The 20,720-nt window shown below is 35.4% G+C and carries 7 protein-coding genes; 3 read left to right on the top strand and 4 right to left on the bottom strand.

The features are described 5' to 3' along the window. Positions 1-300: 300 nt before the first annotated feature. From DG435_RS24380 to DG435_RS24370, 3 genes are all read right to left on the bottom strand, one after another. Positions 301-999, bottom strand: a complete 699-nt coding sequence (locus DG435_RS24380) for a hypothetical protein (protein WP_106790865.1) — start codon at positions 997-999, stop codon at positions 301-303. A gap of 63 nt (positions 1,000-1,062) precedes the next feature. Further along, positions 1,063-9,957 carry an MBG domain-containing protein gene (locus DG435_RS24375; protein ID WP_106790864.1) on the bottom strand — a complete coding sequence of 2,965 codons (8,895 nt, stop codon included), beginning with the start codon at positions 9,955-9,957 and terminating at the stop codon, positions 1,063-1,065. Between the two features lie 720 nt (positions 9,958-10,677). Beyond that, on the bottom strand, positions 10,678-13,908 hold the full coding sequence (locus DG435_RS24370) for a T9SS type A sorting domain-containing protein (protein ID WP_106790863.1): 3,231 nt from the start codon (positions 13,906-13,908) through the stop codon (positions 10,678-10,680). Positions 13,909-14,508: 600 nt separating this feature from the next. Here DG435_RS24370 and DG435_RS24365 point away from each other — a divergent pair. From DG435_RS24365 to DG435_RS24355, 3 genes are all read left to right on the top strand, one after another. Then, positions 14,509-15,030: an RNA polymerase sigma factor gene (locus DG435_RS24365; RefSeq protein ID WP_106790862.1), complete on the top strand. Its 522-nt coding sequence runs from the start codon at positions 14,509-14,511 to the stop codon at positions 15,028-15,030. Between the two features lie 117 nt (positions 15,031-15,147). Further along, a complete protein-coding gene (locus tag DG435_RS24360) occupies positions 15,148-16,053 on the top strand; it encodes a FecR family protein (protein WP_106790861.1) in 906 nt (301 codons plus the stop codon). Between the two features lie 17 nt (positions 16,054-16,070). Next, positions 16,071-18,737, top strand: a complete 2,667-nt coding sequence (locus tag DG435_RS24355) for a TonB-dependent receptor (protein WP_106790860.1) — start codon at positions 16,071-16,073, stop codon at positions 18,735-18,737. A gap of 196 nt (positions 18,738-18,933) precedes the next feature. On the opposite strand, the gene DG435_RS24350 is transcribed toward DG435_RS24355, so the two are convergent. Further along, entirely contained in the window at positions 18,934-20,559 is a 1,626-nt protein-coding gene (locus DG435_RS24350; RefSeq protein WP_106790859.1) for a tetratricopeptide repeat protein, read from the bottom strand. Between the last annotated feature and the right edge of the window lie 161 nt (positions 20,560-20,720).

The raw sequence follows: 20,720 nt of genomic DNA, 5'->3' as shown, positions 1-20,720 counted from the left end.
AAATATCGTAGGTATTGATTAAACATCCGTGCGTAGACTATAATCTTAATAAAAAAAACGGCACATAAATTAGATGTGCCGTTTTCTTAAAAACAATTATAATTAACGTAAATAATGGATAAGAAATTTTCGTCAGTTTGAGTGCCAAATCTCTGGTTTGATGTATCGAAAACAAGAAAATTTATAGCTAAAAAGTGCTTCTCGATACTAAATTCTCACAGAATTTCACTCGAAGTGACGTATCTGTCCTTAAACATTATTCACGCATAATTACATCTAAATCTTTATCAAAAAAATCATTTAATTAGTTGTAAAATTCCAAACTCTACCAATAGCAACTCCTTGTTTATCATCTTTGGCTACAACCCTCCAATAATATGTAGTATTTGGAGATACACTTACATCAAAGTTTGATACCGAAAAATCCTGAGCTAGTAGTATAGGCGGATTTGTAGTTCCGAAATATAAATCATACAATAATGGATCACCATCACTATCAGTAGAATCCCAATCTAATGTTATGGTATTTCCTGATACTGCATCTCCGGGTTTAGGAGATGTGACTGATGGTGAAAAAGGAATATGATTTATTCCTGCATTGGGTTCTGTAAAAAATGTATGAACCTCAGAATACTCACTTTCACTCTGTTTACTATCAATTGCTTTCACTCTCCAATAATATGTAATTCCTTTTTCAAGATTGAATGCTCTGGTCGTTTCTGAAGTTATTATCGAAAATAAGATATTATCAAATGTATCATTCGTAGCAATATCGATTTGATAAGCGATAGCATCTCCATTACCATCTAATGAGGCTTCCCAATCAAATGTTAGCTTAAAATTGGTACAAACCTGGTTATTAGCAGGAAATATCAAATTTGGTATAGTTGGAGTTTCATTTACTGGTTCAGGTTTTGGACCTTCATCTGAAAATTCTTCACGACTACATGATAGTAGTACACATAAACCTAGTAGTATAAAATATAATATGTTTTTCATTGTATTTATTTTTAAATAATAATGCTCTCCTATCAAAAAATAGGAGAGCGTATTCTATTTGATTTATTCTTTTATGATTTTAAATGTTTTTGAAGTTCCTTCTTTTATCGTCACAAAATATATCCCGGCAGGTAAGTTTTCCATAGGCAGCACTGCTTTACTACCTGCAACAGCATATCTTCTTGTCGATACACTTACTCCTAATGCATTATGAATCTCCACTGCTATTGTATCAATCCCTATATTAGGAAGCGTAAGTGTCACTCCTGCTCTGGTAGGGTTAGGATATGCGGTAACATCTGCAAAGGCATCAATAGTTTTAGATAATTTACCTTCACATTCTCTACTAGAAGAAACCTCAACCGTGTCTCCACTTTGCGCTTCTACCGTGAAGTTCTTGGTATTATATTCTCCTATAATAGCATCATTAATTTTAACCGTAAAAGGAGCTGTACCTGTCTCTATATCAACAAATACTTCTTTTGCGTTACTTCCGTTTGTATTTACCGTTGTCTTACCGTTTAATATCGGAGCTTCCTCTATAACCAATTCAAAACACTGCTCACAATTGGTAAATCCAGCTATAGCAACACATACAGGATAGGTTCCTGATGCCAGATCTGCTACAGTAAGGTCAGACGTGAAGGTATAGGTTTGACTATTTATCGTTGCGATATAATTCTGAGCCTGACCGGCATTTATACTAATGATTCCATTGTTTTTATCTGTACAGGTTTCACCAAAAGCTCGTACCTGTAAATTGTCTGCAGGAAGATTCGCTAGTGGACAAGCCTCTACAACAGTTAAGGTTTGTATTACATCGGTTGCTGCGTTCCAATTAACATCTCCTGCTTGTGAAGCGGTAATCGTTGTGGTTCCAATACCTACTATAGATATTACACTTCCAGAAACTGTAGCCACGGCAGGGTTTGAACTGGTATATGTAACTCCCAATCCAGAAGTAGCGGTTGCATTTAGGCTAAAAGTAGGAGCTTCAACACTCACATCTGCCAAAGGAGCAAAAGTAATCGTTTGATTTCCTTTGTTCACATTAAGCACCTGTGGTACATCTATAGCAGCTGCATAAGTAGTATTACCTGTCTGTGATGCTGTGATAGTGGTAGTTCCTACTCCAACAATAGTTACAGTATTTCCTGATATGGTAGCTACCGCTGTATTCGAACTCACAAAAGTTATCGGATTACCAGAAGCACCTCCTGTTGCCGCTAATACAAAAGCTGCATCTCCAAAAGAACGATCAGTTAATGTACCAAAAGTAATTACTTGCGGAATCAGATTGGTAATGGTTAATGTACCTGGTATAAAGGTTAGATTATAATTACCTCCTACACTCAGACTTCCTTGATTAATCGCATAATCTCCTAAGGTTTCTCCTGTTACCCTTGTAAGGTTTCCAGTTACGGTATCAGAAAATTGTAACCCACCAGAGGTAATTCGATAGGTAAGTGTAGGATCTGCCGCACCAATTACTTTTACATGACTATCTGCTGTGATCGTAATAGCACGTTGACCAATCGTTAAGTCATTACTTATATAGCTTAAAGAGTAGTTACTATTAAGCGCGACAGTTCCTTGGTTAATTGTATAGGCACCTACAGCTTCCCCTGTTGCACGTGTTATACTTCCTGAGAAGGTATCACTAAACTGTAAAGCTCCATTGGTAATTTGATATGTTAACGTTGGGTCTGCATCTCCATAAGTTTTATGTTGTACATCTGCCGTTACTTGGATAGCACGAGGAGTAATATTTAAGTTCTCAGACCTAAATTCAATATCATAATTTCCATTAACTACAACAGTTCCCTGTCTAATCGGATAGAATCCTACATCTTCTCCAGGGTCACGAATTAAAGATCCGGTTAAAACATCCCCATTTACAAGCGAACCAAGATATACTGCAGCAGTCAACGTAGGATCTGCATCTCCATAAACCTTTGATTTAGGGTCTGCAATTACACCAATCCGTCGAGGAGTGATCGTTACATCATTACCAATGTAACTCAACGTATAATTACTGTTTAACGCTAAACTTCCTTGGTTGATAGCATAGGCTCCAACATTTTCACCGGTTATTCTTTCTAAATTTCCTGTAAAAGCATCGCTTCCTGTTAAACTACCATTCGTAATTTGATAGGTTAATGCAGGATCTGCATCTCCATAGGTTTTAGTTTGTGCATCAGCTGTAACTTCGATAGTTCTTTGACCAATAGTCAAATCATTACTCACGAAGGTCAATGCATAGTTAGAGTCTACTACTAATGTTCCTTGGTTTATTGCATACGTTCCTACATTTTCTCCTGAAACTCTTGCTAAGCTACCGGTAAATGCATCACTTCCTATTGCGCTTCCTGTAGTGACTGTATACGTTAATGCGGGATCCGAGTCTCCATAAATTTTTGATTTTGCTATGGCGGTTACGATTACATCGGCAGGAGCAATACTAAAATTATCACTTATATAAGTTATATTATAATTTGAATCTAAAGCTAAATCTCCTTGATTAATAGCATATGTTCCTATAGTTTCTCCAGCAACTCTTGTTAAATTTCCTGTAAAGGCATCACTTCCTACTAAACTTCCGCTAGTGATTTGATAGGTGAATGCTGGATCAATATCTCCATAGGTTTTAGATTTGGCATCTGCTGTAATCTCAATAGCTCTCTGACCAATCGTTAGGTCATCACTTACATAACTTAACGTATAGTTACTACCTGTACTTAATGTACCTTGATTAATCACATACGTACCTAAATTTTCTCCTGTTACCCTAGTTAAACTTCCTGTAAAGGCATCACTAAACTGTAAGGCACCGTTGGTAACTTGATAGCTTAATACAGGGTCGGTATCGCCATAGACTTTTGATTGTGCATCTGCAGTTACTTGGATATCACGAGAGCGAATATTTAATCTTGCAGACGGAGCATTCATAAATGATACACTATAAGAAGATTGGCCTCCATTAGTAGATGTAAATTGGGTTCTTAAGCCTCTAATTTGATATCCTCCTACATTTTCTCCAAGATCTCTCGAACTACCTGTAACAACAACTGCATCATCATAAGCTAGTGAGCCTATCGTAATTGCAAAAGGTACACTAAAAGCAGGATCCGGATTTCCATAAATCTTCTGGATAGCACTAGGTATGATTCTAATAAAACGATAATCAATATATAAGTTACCATTAACAAAGCTAAGATCATAGTTTGCTCCTAAGGTTAAAGTTCCTTGATTAATGACATAGTTTCCTTGTGCCTGTCCTGTTACTCGAGCTATCGCACCTGCAAAAGTATCACTTCCTGCTAAGCTACCCGAGGTAATTTGATAAGTTAATGCAGGGTCAGCATCTCCATACGTTTTTGTTTTTGCATCGGCAGTTACTTCTATTGTTCTTGTAGTAATCGTAAGATCATTACTTATAAAGCTAATTGCATAATTTGCATCTACTGCCAACGTACCTTGCCGAATCGCATAGGTACCTGCATTTTCTCCTGAAGCTCTTGTTAAAACTCCTCTAAAAGTATCGCTACCCGCTAATGATCCTGAAGTAATTTGATAGGTTAATGCTGGATCAGCATTTCCATAAATTTTTGATTTGGCATCTACAGTGATTTCAATAGCTCTGGCGGTTATTTCAAAATCGTTTGCTACAAAGTTTATCGTATAATTTGCTGTAGTAAGGGCTAAGGTTCCTTGATTAATAGCATAAGTTCCTACATTTTCTCCTGAAACTCTTTCTAAACTACCAGACAATGCAAATGCACTGTGATTGTATGCTTTTTCTGCTCCATTTACAGGTAGCGGCGTTACTGTATATGCTAATGTAGGATCTGCATCTCCAAATGTTTTAGTCTGATTTACATCTCCTGTTATAGTAACTTCTAGAGGAACAATTTCTACAGGCGCTGCTGTAAATACATATTTATAGTTAGGATGATACTCATAAGGATCAGCTACATCAAAAATACGTGCTCCATTAGGATAAATCCCTACATCTCTTGCTACAAATCCAGGAATTGTATTATCATAATAATCTACTCTATATGGTAATCCACTTGGTGTTAATGTATTGATATCATCTCCATTAACAAATCCTGTAGCCATTACAGGAACTGTTCCTGATGTGTCAATAATTAAGCCATACTCAACAGTAGTTACCACTGGAAACACACTTAAATCTTTCCTCTTTACTGTTAATACTTGATCTATATTGGTAGCTGCATTATAGTTTATATTCCCTGCTTGACTTGCTGTAATGGTTGCACTTCCTGCTCCTACAATAGTTACCGTATTTCCTGAAACCGTTGCTACCGAAGTATTTGAACTTATATATGTAATATCGAAACCTGATGAAGCTGTCGCGGTTAAATTAAAGCTAGCATCTCCATACGTTACCGTTGTTAAAGCATCAAAACTTATCGTTTGGTCCGCTTTTGTAATCTCAAAATCAGCACTGGTATATGTAATACCATAATTAACACCTGCTGTTAAAGTTCCCTTATTGATAGTATACGTTCCTACATCTTCTCCATTGGCTCTTGCTAAATTTCCAGTGATGGCATCACTTCCTATTAAACTTCCACTTGTAACTTGATAAGTTAAGGTTGGATCGGCATCACCATATACTTTGCTTTTTGCCTCTGCAATTAAAGTAAGTGCTATCCGGCTAATACTAAAGTTTTCTGATCCACTTCCTTGATATGTTGTATCAAAAGGACTTACTGTTGCTGTTATCGTATAATCACCGGCATTAGTTGGTGCTACAGGTGACGGCCCGTAAGCATTATCATCAGCATCAGTTCCACTATACACAAAAGTATAACCAGGAGTTATCACCACGTCATCACTATCTGTAACGTTAATAATGGTTACTCCTTGTCCGCTTCCGTTATATGTTTTACTTAAATCTGAAGTATCAAAATTAAAGGTTACTCTTTCTTTAAGAGTAATTCTAAGAGTTTCGCTCCCAGTTCCTGTAAAATTAGGATCTGCAGCATCTACTTCGGCTATGACTCTGTATTGCCCTCCATTGGTTGGGGGTGTACTTTGTTTAGTATAGAATGTCCCATTAATTCCTTCATAGGTGATATCTACTACTGGTGTTGGTGTAGCCGCTACGCCAGGGCTTGTTTCTATGCTACTAACCGTTACTGATTTTGGAGTACCAGTATAAGGCTGTGTTAACCCTGCAAGATTGATAGTTACTATTGTTTTATCGGTTATCGTTAAGGTACCAGTATACTCAGAGTTATAGTTCATTGCAAAACTTGTTCTTACTCTAACAGGGTACGTTCCTACGGCTACTTGCGGGGCTTCAGAATATAAAGTTCCGGCACCTGGGTCAATATCATAATTAACAATTATAGGTAAGCTTTCTCCTAATTCTCCTGTAGCAGTAACCTCAAAAGTTTTTGGGGTACCATCATACTTTTTCACTTGTGCATTCGATGCTGTAAAAGTAACAATACCGGATTGGTAAATGGTAAAACTACCTGTAGCTGTCCCAAAATAATTAGGATCAGTAGCATCAATACTACCCGTTACCGTATAGGTCCCTGCATTGGTTGGTGGCGTTATAGAAGGCCCATACGAACCACCAAGCTGATCATTACCAGCATATACCATATTTACTGTTGGTGCTGGTGCAGGTGGATTTGCTGTACCCGTAACCACCATATTAGAAACGGTTACTGGAATAAATGGGCTACCCGTATAATATCTGTTTCTTACTTTAAAAGGATCTAACGTAATTGTTACTTGTTCCTTATCAGCAATAGTAAATGTTCCTGTATTCGTTTGGATCGTATAGTTACTGGTACCCAATATATCGCCTCCTTCACCAAATGGATCTAAATCTGGAGTTAGGATACAAATACCTGTAGTACAAACTCCTGAAGGATCAAAACTTGCAGGTGCCTGAGCGGTTTGATCTATAGAAATCACATAGGTACCCACAGTTTCTCCTGGTTCTCTTTTTAAAGGCACCCACATTTTATCTCCAAAAGCTAAAACCCCACCTGTAAGCGCAGACGTTAATGTTGGATCGGCACTACCCAATGCTTTGGTAGCATCAACAGGGGTAATATCGACCATTTTCGGGGCAGCAGTTACTGTAATTGCTATACTCGCTGGTACAATATTATAATTTACATCAGCAGGAATAAACCTGGCGTAAATTGTACGCGGCCCTGCATATGTTAATGCTGTAACACCTGCTGTAATTCTACCTGAATAAACCTTATAAAATGATGAATAATTTTCATAATACTCAAAAGTACCTGGTGTGTTTGCTACTGCATTTAAATAGCTGGCATCTAAAGGTACATTGATAAGGATACTTGATGATACTGGACTCCAGGTGATTACTGGATTTATTCTGTTAATCGTAACCGGAAAATCTTTGGAATCTGCTCCGTAAACTCCATTTGCAGCAGCACTTACACGTACTGTAGTATCCCCAGCGTTTCCGATAGTAAACATGTCACCACTAATACTACTCGTGGTCGGATCATCTACTAAACTAAAACTAACAACTCCACTAGAACTTGCATTTCCACTTAAAGTGACATCTGCTCCACCAAAAATTAAACTTGGTGTCGTAAAGTTAATCGTTAAGGTAGTTTGTGAAAAGGTATATCCTGTTGACTGATAATTATAAATTCCATCTTGTAGTGCATATCCATTTATTGTAAAATAATAGGTTGTATTTTCTGTAAGTCCTGTAATGGATAGATTAGGAGTATTAGAAGTTCCTGCATATATTACCTGCTCTCCACTAATATACACAGCATTTGCAACAGGTAACATATTTCCTGAGCCTATAGGTGTAAATGTATTAGAAGTATTCATTTTTATCACATAGCCGGTTATATCTACCGCACTAGCATCGGTTGCAGCTGCTGTAAAACTATCTAGTTGTAATGACTCTTTTACTACATTAGATACGACAACAGTACTCGCTAAATTAGTAGTAATTGCTTCCGTTTTTTGTGTAAATGAATATCCCGTTTGCTGAAAATAAATATTGGTATCACATTGTTTGTATGCGTATATGGTAACGTAATACTCTGTATTTTCTGTAAGTCCACTAACAGCTACATTAGGGGTGTTAGAAGTTCCTGCATACACTACTTGTTGTCCACTAGCGTACACTGCATTGGCAGTTGGTAATGAAACACTAGTTGTTAATGGTGTAAATGTGTTTGTTGTATTCATCACAACTACATATCCTGTAGGGTCATTCCCAAAAGTATCTGCTACAGGTGCATCAAAACTATCTATAGATAATGCGTTCATTTTTACTGAAGAAATCACTTCGTTACTTACTGTATTGGTTGTAATTCCGCACGTTGTATCAGAATGACTTGTTCCTGTAGTTTCGAAAAAATAAGTCCCATCGGCACAAGAGTTATATCCATATGCTTTAAAATAATACGTAGTATTTGGATTTAAGCTCGTTATAGCTACAGATGAATTTGCCAAAGTCGAAGAAGCAACTACTTGTTGCCCACTACCAGAATATACTGCATTGGCAGTTGGTAATGTGTTTCCATCTGTTGGTGCGGTAAAAGAATTTGTTGTGTTGATATATACTAAAACGCCACTAACAGTTGCCGGTTTTGTTTGCTGTACCTGAACCGAAGCCTCTGTTTTAGCAGCATTATTAGCGGTTAAGTTTATTTGACCATCTGTTGGACTACCACATGTCGTAGAAGAAGCTGTAGCTCCTGTGTTTTCAATATAAAAATTACTTAAACACTCATTATACCCATATACTTTCACAAAATACTCTGTAGATGCATTTAATCCAGTAATAGTAATATCAGGGTTATTAGCTGTTCCTGCATATACTATTTGTTCTCCAGAACCATTATATATAGTATTTGTAGATGGTAAAGTTGAAACTGTTCCTAAATTAGTAAAACTATTAACGGTATTTACTTTAATGATATATCCTTCTGCATCGAGAGCAGCATCAAAACTACTTAAATTTATAGTGCTATTGGTTTCATTTCCAAAGGTGATGTTTGCTACAGGAGCTGTTGGAGCAACACAAGTTTGTACAGGGATACTACTACCAGCATTGTTATAAAAATAAAAATCGCCATCGCATAATGTGTACGCATATGCTTTTACATAATATTCAGTTTCATTAGTCAATCCTGTAATACTAATATTTGGATTTGCCGATGTACCTGAATACACTACTTGTTCTCCTGTACCACTATACGCAGTATCCGCAGTTGGTAGTACATCAAAATTATCCATTTGATCTGTAAAACTATTCGTATCACTAATTTTTACCATATATCCTGTCGCTCCTCCGGCGGGTACTGTGATTGCATTCAGGCTAATTGCATTCTTCGAAGAAGTTGATGAAATAGCAGTTACTGAATTAGGATCCTGGCAAAATGTAGTACTATTAGAACGTACCGTAATACGCGCATCAAATATTGGTTGTGCATTATACAAACCATCATTCCCTCTTACCTCGATAGAATAATAATAGTTAGTTCCTGTATAATCTAATAAATAACGTGACGTCACCGAATTTACAAGTTTTACTTGACTCACCATTGTACCATTATGACCTCCATTACGAGTTACTAACCATACATCAGGAGTTGTAAATGCTCCTGCTGGACTTGAAAACACTTTTGCTCCTTGATAACTGTGATACAAATAACGGTCTGTCCCTGAAGTAGGGGTTATATGCCAAATATCAATTGGATCAGGGCTACCAAAAAAAGGATTATTGGCAGTTTCTCCCCAAAGGCTTTCTCTGTCAAAAATCTCTTGAATTCCTGCATCGCCAAAAGCATTATTGGGTTCGGTTTCTACAAGGTTTTGCGCAAAAATGCCGCTAACTCCTATAAACAACAGGAGCAATAGACACCATGCTTTTCGTAAAAAAAATGTTCGTTGATAATATTGTTTCATAGTAAAAGGGGGTTTATTAAGGTTTAAAAGTGTTACAGATAACTACATATCTAGATCGTGTCGTAGACATACATTCCCAGACAGGTATCCAGTTTAATTTTTGCTATATCTTTAAGAATTGAAAATAGATTTTACCACGTACGGGTAAAAACTTTCTATAGAAGTCATTAAAGACTGTTGAGCATACTGAAGAAGTAATTTTTTTCATAAGCTTGGGGCTTTAGTTACTAATTAATTATTTGCTGTATCATGTTCTGATAGCAGACCATAATATTCTGTTGGTCTATAAGTAGTACAGCTAAGTTTTAGGATACCCTATTTTTAGTTGCATTTTTTTTATTTTTTTTGCGTTACCCTATTGGCAGGGCTTTTACACGAGAAAGAAATTAGGCTAATAGCGTTCATAATATATAGGTTTAAAGATTTGGGATTGGGTTCGACAAAAGTATATTAGGCAGTAGTTTTTAAAGAAAAAAGCACCCCTACAAACACCCCTACAAAAGATTACCAGTACAAATTGTTATTTGTATCGCATAAAAAAACCACTCAATTTCTTGAGTGGTTTCTGCAAAAGTCAATTTGTTGATGAATTCAGAGTATTCTGTTCTATAATTCCAAACCTGACTAATTGCAGCCCCTTGTTTTTAAATTTTAACAACAACTCTCTACTAGTACATCTTGTACAGATACAGTCATTTATAGCAAAGAGAGTTATTTTATCTATTGTTTACTAATTCTTATTGTTTTGGATCTACCTTGTAGCATAATAAAGTATATTCCCGCGGGTAAAGATTGCATTGATACTTCTACTTTATTTCCTTCGATAATATACACTTCAGAAGAAACGGTTACTCCTAATGCATTATGAATATCAATAGTAACCGTATCAGTATTTATATGCGGTAAATTGAGTGTAATATAATCTTGAGTTGGATTAGGGTATGCTGCAATATCTCCCGATCCACCAACGGTGGTTGATAATTTTCCCTGACAGGCAATACTGGAAGACACCTCTATAATCCCTCCGTTTTTAGCATCGACCACAAAACTATTAGTACTATATTCGCCAACTACTTTATCATTAATAGTGACCGTATATGGTGCTGTACCTGATTCAATTTCGACAAACACCTGGTTATTAAAATCATCTATAGTTGCTTTTCCTACTAACACAGGAGCTTCTTCAATCACAAATTCATAGCATTTTTCACAATCGGTAATCCCATCAATGGCAATACATATCGGATAAGTACCAGGAGGTAAATTTTCAATAATAAGACTAGAATTAAACGGGTAAGCTTCTCCGTTAAGAGTCGCTATATAGTTTGAATTCTCTATAGTATTGATACTTAGGACACCATTATTTTTATCTACACAAGTTTCACTGGAAGTCTGAAGCTGAAAATTATGATCTGGCAATTCATCAATAGGGCAAGGTGAAATTACAGTCACTGTAACTGTTTGTTCTGAAACATTACCATTAACATCGGTAACGGTTAGGGTCACGACAGTGCCTCTTGCATCATTAATCCCAAAAATGGTTTGTGAAGCCTCAATCGTATCGATACCACAATTATCAAAAGCACCCGTTATAGGGGCAAAGGCAACATAATCGTTGGTTGTAGACCATGTGGAACTATCTGCATTACGTCCCGGAACAGTAATAGCTGCTGTACCATCACTATTTTCTATTCCCTGAGTTTTATCATTTCCTCCAGAATCAAAGGTACTTGTACCATGGATTTCGATACGATTTGTACCTTCAAATAGTTTGATTTGTGACGTGGTCCCTTGAGTATCGTTATCATAATATCTTACATCGTCAAAATCAATAATCGTTATTCTGTTAGGGGCTGTGCCAATCGTAGTATAGCGTATTGTACCTCCTACTTCTGGGTTAAGATCAGTCCAGTCAAAAGCGATCAGGTTGTTAGGTGTACTAGTATCTGGTAACGATTGACCGCTGCAACATCCATCTTCATTCTCATCAGAAAAAGTGATGAATCCATTAGATGAAATATAAAACTCGGTGTATCGATTACCATAAAAGCCAAACTCAAAACCAATTGGTGCCAGGGATAATTCATCATCTTCCAAAGTAACAACAGTACCACTAGCGCTAATATCTATACGATCAAATGTTCCCGTAGTTTCTAACGTATAATCGCGAGCAAAAGGATCTTCTCCCAAAAGATCTTGAGCAGCTATCGTTACTGTATCGGTATACTCTACTATCGTTAAAGTTAAATCTTTGGTACTAAACACAGGTGCTGAAGTATCATTTACAGTAACGTCAAAACTACACCGAGTTGTGATTCCGTTTGCATCGGTAATTTCTAATACATTATTGGTCGTTCCTATCGGAAACAGGCTTCCGCTTGGCATGCCCGAGATCAAAGTTCCGCATCCAGAGTAGTTAATGACCGCCCCACATGCTCCAGGGTCAGTATCAACTATCATATCAGTAGGACAAGCTATATCAACAGTTACAACAACATCGCAACTTACCAGGTTTCCAAAATTATCGTGAACAGTTAATGTAACTGTGTTATCTCCAATATCTGCACAAGTGAAGGAAGATTTACTTAAAAATGTTTGAAAATTACAATTATCAGAAAATGTCCCTAAATCATTTGCGGTAATTCTTGCTTCTCCTTTTCCATCTAAAAATAGGGTAAATGGTGCTACACAATTCACTGTCGGAGGAATTGGATCGTTGATCACAACAGTTATATTTTGAACACTCTGATTTCCATAACTATCGGTAGCTGTAATGGTAATTCCTATCCCCCCAGGTACACTACAATCAAAAACAGTTTGACTTATCGTTACGTCTTGTACTTCACAATTATCAGTTGTAGTCATCCCCAAATCCGCTGGTGTTAAGGTAAAGGTATTGGTAGCGGGATCCAGGTCAAACGGAATTGATAAATCTGCTGTGATATTAATTTGTGGTCCTGTAGTATCTTCTACAATAACAGTAACATCTATCGAAACTGAGTTATTTTGATCATCTGCCGCAATTAGCTGTATGGTATTACTACCAATATCAGTACAATCAAAATCAGTTTGGCTTAAACTAAGGTTTGCTGTACCACAATTATCGGTTACAGTAAGTCCAAAATCTTGCGGAGCTACAGTGACATTACCGGTTTGATCCAAACTTATGGTAAGCGATGTAGTAGCTGTCGGAGAAAGATCGCCACGTACCCATACTCTGTGAATTGTATTGGCGGTATTCTGTGCAAAATCATCTACCTCCCAACGATTACCTCCACCTTTAATTCCCCAGTGAAATAGGCCACCTCTCCAAAAGGGAAAATTAGTGAGTGCCAAATCTCCTTGATTAGTAAATGTATTAAAGGCTTGTGCAGGAATATTAGCGGTATGACTTGCTAAAGCTGTAAAATTGGTAGAATTATTTATTCCTGAAAAAGAACCGGCACCTGTTTTTACATAGCTTAATACATTGGTATAGCTTGTTTTAAAATCGATGATACGATTATGGGCTGTTGTAGCTCCATAAAACCGAATTTCTTCAAAATCGATATCGGCTGCCAAGGCATTGCCCATATGACCCCAATTAACAGTCCCAGCTTCGTTATCACCTAGCGTAGAAGAGGCCAATAAAGGTAAATCGGTATTTCGTATGGTTAAATTAGAATTATCACCTGCTATATGTACATAGTTAAGGATCATTAACCATCCACCACCATCGGTATCATTATCGAGTTCTCCCTGAAAAGTAGCTCCATTAAAATTGAAGTAATACCTTCCGCTAGGAACTACACCTACTGTGGTTTGTAATAAATTTCGAAATGGATTGGCCATAGTACCGTCTCCGGCACTACCAAATACAGGTGGTGTAGTATCCTGTCCCGGGCCACATTGTGCTTGAGTATTAAAAATGGGTATCGTAAAAATCCATAAAAATAGTAGTAGTTTTTTCATAATAAGGGGTTTATTAAAATTAATATTCTTTCTAATAAGGAAATCTGTATCTATATGTTCTTATTTGTATTCCATCTCTGATGTATGCTTACTCTTATCTATAATCATACTTCCATCCAAAAATATTTTTTATAGATCATCACTAGTTTTGATAAAAATGAAAATGAACTTTTTTTGGTGATTGCAGTATTCATAAAATATGTTGCCTTTTTCATAATGATTAAAGAGTATATATTTTTATTAAAACAGTACTCATAAATTTTCTGTATACTATCTAATACAGCAAAGTCTTTCAATACCCTATTTTTAGTTGCAATTTTTTTTGAAGAATATCAGAAAGCATTATAGTGGTAGTCATTTTGAGAATAGGGATATATAAAAAGTAGATCTATCATTAATAGATCGAACAATTTTGAAGTTTGAGCGAGACAAAAGTATATCTAAGCTTATATTCTACATGAAAAAACACCTCTACAATTACCCCTACAAAAAAAACAAAACACCCTAAAATCCAGCATTTTAAAAAACAACACTATTATAAAGCCTGTAGATTTCCTCTTTTTTTAATAGTTTTGATTATCTTATTACTTTCAAGACCTCATGCCCGAAAAAAAGAAATCTGTTTGTGAAGAAAAGAATTTTGATTCTTTGTTCAATGCCCATTTTGAATCGGCAAGAAACTACCTGTATTATAAATGTGGTGATATACAGCAAGCAGAAGATATTACACAAGATGCGTTTGTAAAATTGTGGAAACGATGTGCCGATATTATCTTCGAAACAGCCAAATCCTTAATTTTTACCATGTGCAATAATGCACTGCTAAATCAATTTGCGCATCAAAAAGTAGTATTGCGTTATGAAGCCATACCGCGAGATGATAAAAATAACGAAAGTCCGGATTTTATAATGGAGACTAATGAGTTTAAAGATAAACTTGAACGTGCTATCGCTAACCTGTCTGCCAAAGAACGTGAGGTGTTTTTATTAAGCAGAATAGATAAAAAAACATATAAAGAAATAGCTGAGATTACTAATATTACAGTAAAAGCAGTCGAAAGGAGAATGAGTAATGCTTTTATTTCGCTTAGGAAACTACTAGGAAATGATTTTAATATTTAAAAAATAGGGTAATCATGTAGTTGCCTGTATTATAATTATAAAGGAGAACTATTCTTGTAATACAATCGCTACAAATTTAACTTTTAAATACAGAAAGTTGTACTCTTTCTAAATGTTATGGAAAAATACGAATCAGATAAAACATTTTTAGCACGATGGGTTGCCGGTGAATTGAGTGAAGAAGAATTATCTGAGTTCAAAAAATCAAAAGTATACCAAGGATTTAATCGTATCAATAATGAAGCGCAAAAATTTAAAGCGCCTCTAGTTGACAAGAGAGAATCGCTTATAAAAACAAAAGAAAAAATAACCTTTGGTAAGAAAAAGAAACTTCCAAACATAACTTGGTATGCTGTTGCAGCTTCTATAGCGATTGTATTAGGAGTTTTTGGAGTATTTAATGCTACCAAAAGCTATACTACTTCTTATGGAGAAAAACTTGCTGTCACTTTACCAGATGGTTCCAAAATACAGCTCAACGCAGATTCAGAACTTAAACATAAACGTTTTTTCTGGATCAACAACCGCAACGTTAGTTTAAAAGGTGAAGGGTATTTTGAAGTTGAAAAAGGAGAAGGCTTTACTGTAGAAACTACATATGGTACAATTTCTGTTCTTGGTACCAAGTTTAATATTAAAACAAGATCTAAAGCTTTTGAATTAAATTGTTTTGAAGGTGTTGTTCGCTTCGACAAATACGCCACAGAAGAGCATCGTATCCTAAAAAAAGATGATAGGGTTATTATTTCTGAAGATGAATTAATAGATCAAAAAAACAAAGAAACCCTTCCTAATTGGATGAATGGCATCAGTGTTTTCAAAGAAGCTCCTTTACAGGAAGTTTTGGATGAGATACGCATGCAATATAATGTTACTTTTCAGGACGAAGAAACTGACCTATCTCGATTATTTACAGGAAGTTTTTTACACGGTGATATAGAAAAAGCATTAAAATCGACACTAGCTCCAATGGGTATTTCTTATACTCTTTCTAAAGACAAAACAGTTGTATTTTTACAATAATTGCACAAACAATATCGATGAACCAACGATTACTATTTGTATTTATATTTCTTATTACCTCGGTATGTTATACTCAGGAAAAATTAACAATTGCATATACCGATATTCCTTTAAAACAAGTATTGGTCGATGTAGAATCAAAAACGCCTATACTTTTTTCGTATGCACAGGAAGTTGTAATCGCTAAAACGATTACACTACCTCAACAAGAAATAACAATTGATGGCCTATTATCTCACTTAGCAGTGCAAACAGGACTTATTTTTGAAAAAGTATCTTCTCAACAGGTTATTATTACGAAAAAAAGGATGATTTGTGGTTATGTTGTTGATTCGATCACCAAAGAAACACTTCCTTTTGCTACGGTAACCATTACTCCTGATCATGGTACTATAACCGATGATAATGGGTATTTTAGTTTTGAAAACATCAATCAGAATACAGAAAATATACAAATAAGTTTTATCGGTTATAGCGAAAAAAACATCACGCTTACAATTGGAGATCCCTGTACAACAATTGCTCTTGATCCTCAATCTTCTACGCTTGATGAAGTCGTTGTATTAGGGTATGTTACTTCTGGAATTGACAGAAACAAGGATGGTTCGGTAAGTGTAGATACAGAAAAACTAGACATTTTACCCGGGTTGGTAAGTCCGGATATAGCACAGAGTATCCAGCTAATTCCAGGTATTTCGACCTTAGATGAGTCTGCAACAGGTATTCAAATTCGTGGTGGATCACCCGATCAAAATTTGGTGTTATATGATGATATCAAATTATACAATACAGGATACTTTTACGGTATGTTCTCTCTGTTTAATCCTTTTGCAACCAAAAAAGCAACCATTTTCAGATCTGGTACCAGTGCTAGTTACGGTGATCGTATTTCTGGTATTATCGATATTTCCAGCGGAGAGCTTATTCCCAAAAAAACAGAAGGTGGCTTTGAGATTGACGGCCTTTCTGTAAACGGATATGTAAAGGTTCCTTTATCAGAAAAAACTGCCGTATATGCTTTTGCAAGAAGGTCGTATTCTGATGTTGTAGAAACTCCTACTTATACCAGTTATGAAGATAAAATATTTACAAACTTTGGGGTAGCTAGAGATCGTAATGGAAATGTATTAAACCTTGAAACAGATGACGATTATAATCCCGAAACAAGTAATAATGACTTTTCTTTTACAGATGTTACTACCAAACTTATACTAAAACCTAATACTAAAAATAGTATCTCTATTAGTGGATTGTACACCAGAAATCATTTGGATTTTGATTTCTCGGGAGGCGAAGAATTTGTTGTGGATTCATTAATAACACAAAACAAAGGGTTAAGCCTGAATTGGAAACATAAAACAAGCGAAAAACAACAAGAAAAAGTCACTGCATATTTTTCTGAATACAATTCTTTTTATCAAAATGATGAACTAAAAGACGAAACCGGGAATGGCGTATTAGATCTGGAAGAAATTAATATTCGCAAAAATGATATTATAGATCTGGGCGTAAAATTGATTTCTACTTCTACCATTAAAGAAACTCAACAGCTTACCTTGGGATATGAGCTTTCGTATACTGATTTAAATGTGACTATTAGTAAAGAAAAACCTATTGATGCCGAAATAGAAAACTCGAGGCAAGATGATAGTAATCTTAAAAATGCTGTATTTGGTGAATACACCTTCAATTTTAAAAATACGGGGTTTATAAATACCGGAGTTCGGTTTGTGCATTATAGTTCTTTGGGTGAATTTTTAATCGAACCTCGTATAAACTTGGAATACCCTTTAAGTGATCGTTTTAGGGCAAAAATGGCTATCGAAAGAAGAAATCAACCGATTTCTCAATTGGTAGAATTTAATCATACCGAACTGCGTTTAGAGAATCAATTATGGCGTTTATCAGATGATGAACAATTTCCTTTGTTAAGCAGTAATCAAGTTTCGGGAGGGATATTGTATCATTATAAAAGTTTAAATATTGATGTTGATGCATATTACAAAGAATTAGATGGATTAACTACATTTACCAGCGGGTTTAGTAATCCTTTGGAAAACTTAGAAGAAGGAAAAAGTACAATAAAAGGTTTAGATTTTTTGTTAAAATACAGATGGCATAATTACAAAATCTGGGCTGGATATACGTATAATGATATTAAGTTTCAGTTTCCTAATTTACAAGATACTCCATTTAAATTTCCGGGAAATAATGATATTACACATCATTTCAGAATTTCGAATACCTTAAAGTTCAAAAAATGGCAATTCTCTCTGGGGTGGCAATATAGAACCGGAAAACCCAGCACTCCGGTAAATAGTTACGAAATTAAAATTGATGCCGATGGCGAAAATGCAGGAGTAGTACATTTTGGAGCTGTTAATAGTGGTAGATTACCCGATTTTCATAGGTTGGATGCTTCTGTATTGTATGATTTTAAGATTAAATCAGGTAACAAAAAACTAAATGGGCAGTTAGGATTATCATTCTTGAATATTTACAACCGGGTAAAACCTTTAAACTTAATATATAAAGCAGAACGAAAGCCTTTAGATGATGGCGGAATTCCTGTTGAAGGTACAACCGGATCAACACCAGAAGAACTTGAATTAATCTTAGAACAGGTAATTCAACGATTTTCTTTAGGTTTTACACCAAATGCTGTATTGAGGCTATCTTTCTAACCAGAGTTCGATGTAAGAAAGTCCCGTCAATTCGAGTGATTCGACGAAGGAGAATTGTATCGAGAATAGTGATTTTCCTTCAAAAAAAGCTATTCTCGATACAGTTTTTCTTCATTTCATTCCGAAAAACCACTCGAATTGACGCTTCTATAAACATTTTAGCTTACGTCGAACTAAGGTTCTAAATATTAAATCATCATAAAGCTTCAAGATACTCAAGAATAGGAGCTCCTTTGGGTGCATTAATCTTTTTACGTAAACGATAGCGACTCATAATTACACTCTCTTCAGAAATGGCAAGCATATTAGCAATCTGATTTGTATCTAATCCTAACTTTTCCATAGCCACCAGGCGTTCTTCAGATTTGGTAAGATCATACCCTTTATCTTTTATGGCACTAAAAAAACTAGGGTGTACAGTCGTGAATTTCTTTCTAAAAATATACCAATCTTCTTTGGTCAAAATTCTGGTAGAGGTTAATTCTTCCAGATTTTTGATAGATTGTTGCTCTCCAAACTCAGATTTTAGTTCTTCCAGTTCTTTCGTTAATGCTTCCTGAGCATTACTTTTTTCTATCAACTGTTTTGTGAAATCTGCCAATTCCTGTTTGTTCTTTTCTAATTCGGCAGTAACCATTAACGCCCTGTTTTTATAGATTCTTCTAATTAAATATCCTATAATTATTCCTCCCAAAACAGTAATGATCAACAGTATAAAATACAACTGTTTTTTGGCACTTTCAGATTCGGTTTTTAATCTCAATTCACTCTTTTCTTTAGTAAACTGTAAACTATCGGCCAGTTTTTCCTGATCAAAAGTATACCTAAGTTCTAACGCCTGTATCTTTTTAATACTTTCGATATTAAAAACAGAATCAGAATACTTTTTATAAGACCGATAATCTTCTAGAGCTTGTTTATAGTCCCCAAGCTTGTTGTAGATAAAACTTCTTCTGCGATATGATTTTGCTATTCTCGATTTAGCATCTTCTTCTTTGGCTATAGTTATAGCTTCATTAATATAATTTAATGCTGTTTTGTATGCTTTTAATTGCATATAACTTGAAGCAATATTATAATTTACACGCTGTAAAGAGAGTCTCTGATTTGTTTTTGTATCATATGCCAGGTTCTCTAGGTACATATCTATAGCTTTTTGGTACTCCTTTTGTGTATGAAACCAGGACGCCAGATTAGAGTTAACTCTATACGTGTTTTCTTTGTCTTTTAATTTTATAAAACTAGCTTTGGCCTTTTGGTAGCAATACAATGCAGAATCCATCTGTTTCGACTGCCTGTAGGCTACTCCCATCATATTATAACCTATAGCTACTCCTTTTTCTTCCTGCTGCTGTTCTTTGATTACAATTGTTTTCTTAAAGTATTGAATTGATTTTTTATACTCCTTCTGATCTCTATACACCATAGCCATATTATGGTAGATATCACCAATATTTGATAAGTCCTGTATCTTTTCATAAAAAGCTCTCGACTTCAAATAGTAACTTACCGCTTCGGGATAATTGCCTTTACGTTTGTTTACGACTCCCAATGATTTATAAACAGTGGCTAATTGTTGCACCTGATCTTTGCTGTCATTTTTTTGCAATAAGGTTAACGCTTGTGTCAAATGTTTTTCGGCATCACTAAAATCATGCGCTAACTGATATGTGCCTAACGCTATAAGGGCTTCTATTTTTGTAGCATCTTTGTCTGCAAGTTTAGCCTCTTGATATAATCGAATTAAGAGTGTATCTTTTTCTTGTGAAAAAGAATATAATGATGCAATTAGTGCTATAAGCAAAATTAAAAAACGACGCATATTGTGATAAAAGTATCGAATAAATTAAGATTATATCATGCTTTGATCAAAAAAACAATATCATTGCTCAAGAGGAATGTAGAAATACCATTTTCTCATATGCTTACTACAGAAATTCTTTTCATCAGATTATTTAACTAATTTTGAAACCAATTCATTTC

Origin of the sequence: Aquimarina sp. Aq78 (assembly GCF_900299525.1) — a bacterium.
In the GTDB taxonomy this organism is placed as follows: Bacteria; Bacteroidota; Bacteroidia; order Flavobacteriales; family Flavobacteriaceae; genus Aquimarina.
The sequence above is the reverse complement of the archived record's forward strand: the minus strand, read 5'-3'. Positions and strand labels throughout refer to the sequence as shown.

Bases quoted from the DNA above. Each gene is read 5' to 3' on its own strand.
- DG435_RS24380 (WP_106790865.1), bottom strand. From the start codon at position 999: ATGAAAAACATATTATATTTTATACTACTAGGTTTATGTGTACTACTA.
- DG435_RS24365 (WP_106790862.1), top strand. From the start codon at position 14,509: ATGCCCGAAAAAAAGAAATCTGTTTGTGAAGAAAAGAATTTTGATTCT.
- DG435_RS24350 (WP_106790859.1), bottom strand. From the start codon at position 20,559: ATGCGTCGTTTTTTAATTTTGCTTATAGCACTAATTGCATCATTATAT.
- DG435_RS24375 (WP_106790864.1), bottom strand. From the start codon at position 9,957: ATGAAACAATATTATCAACGAACATTTTTTTTACGAAAAGCATGGTGT.
- DG435_RS24370 (WP_106790863.1), bottom strand. From the start codon at position 13,908: ATGAAAAAACTACTACTATTTTTATGGATTTTTACGATACCCATTTTT.
- DG435_RS24355 (WP_106790860.1), top strand. From the start codon at position 16,071: ATGAACCAACGATTACTATTTGTATTTATATTTCTTATTACCTCGGTA.
- DG435_RS24360 (WP_106790861.1), top strand. From the start codon at position 15,148: ATGGAAAAATACGAATCAGATAAAACATTTTTAGCACGATGGGTTGCC.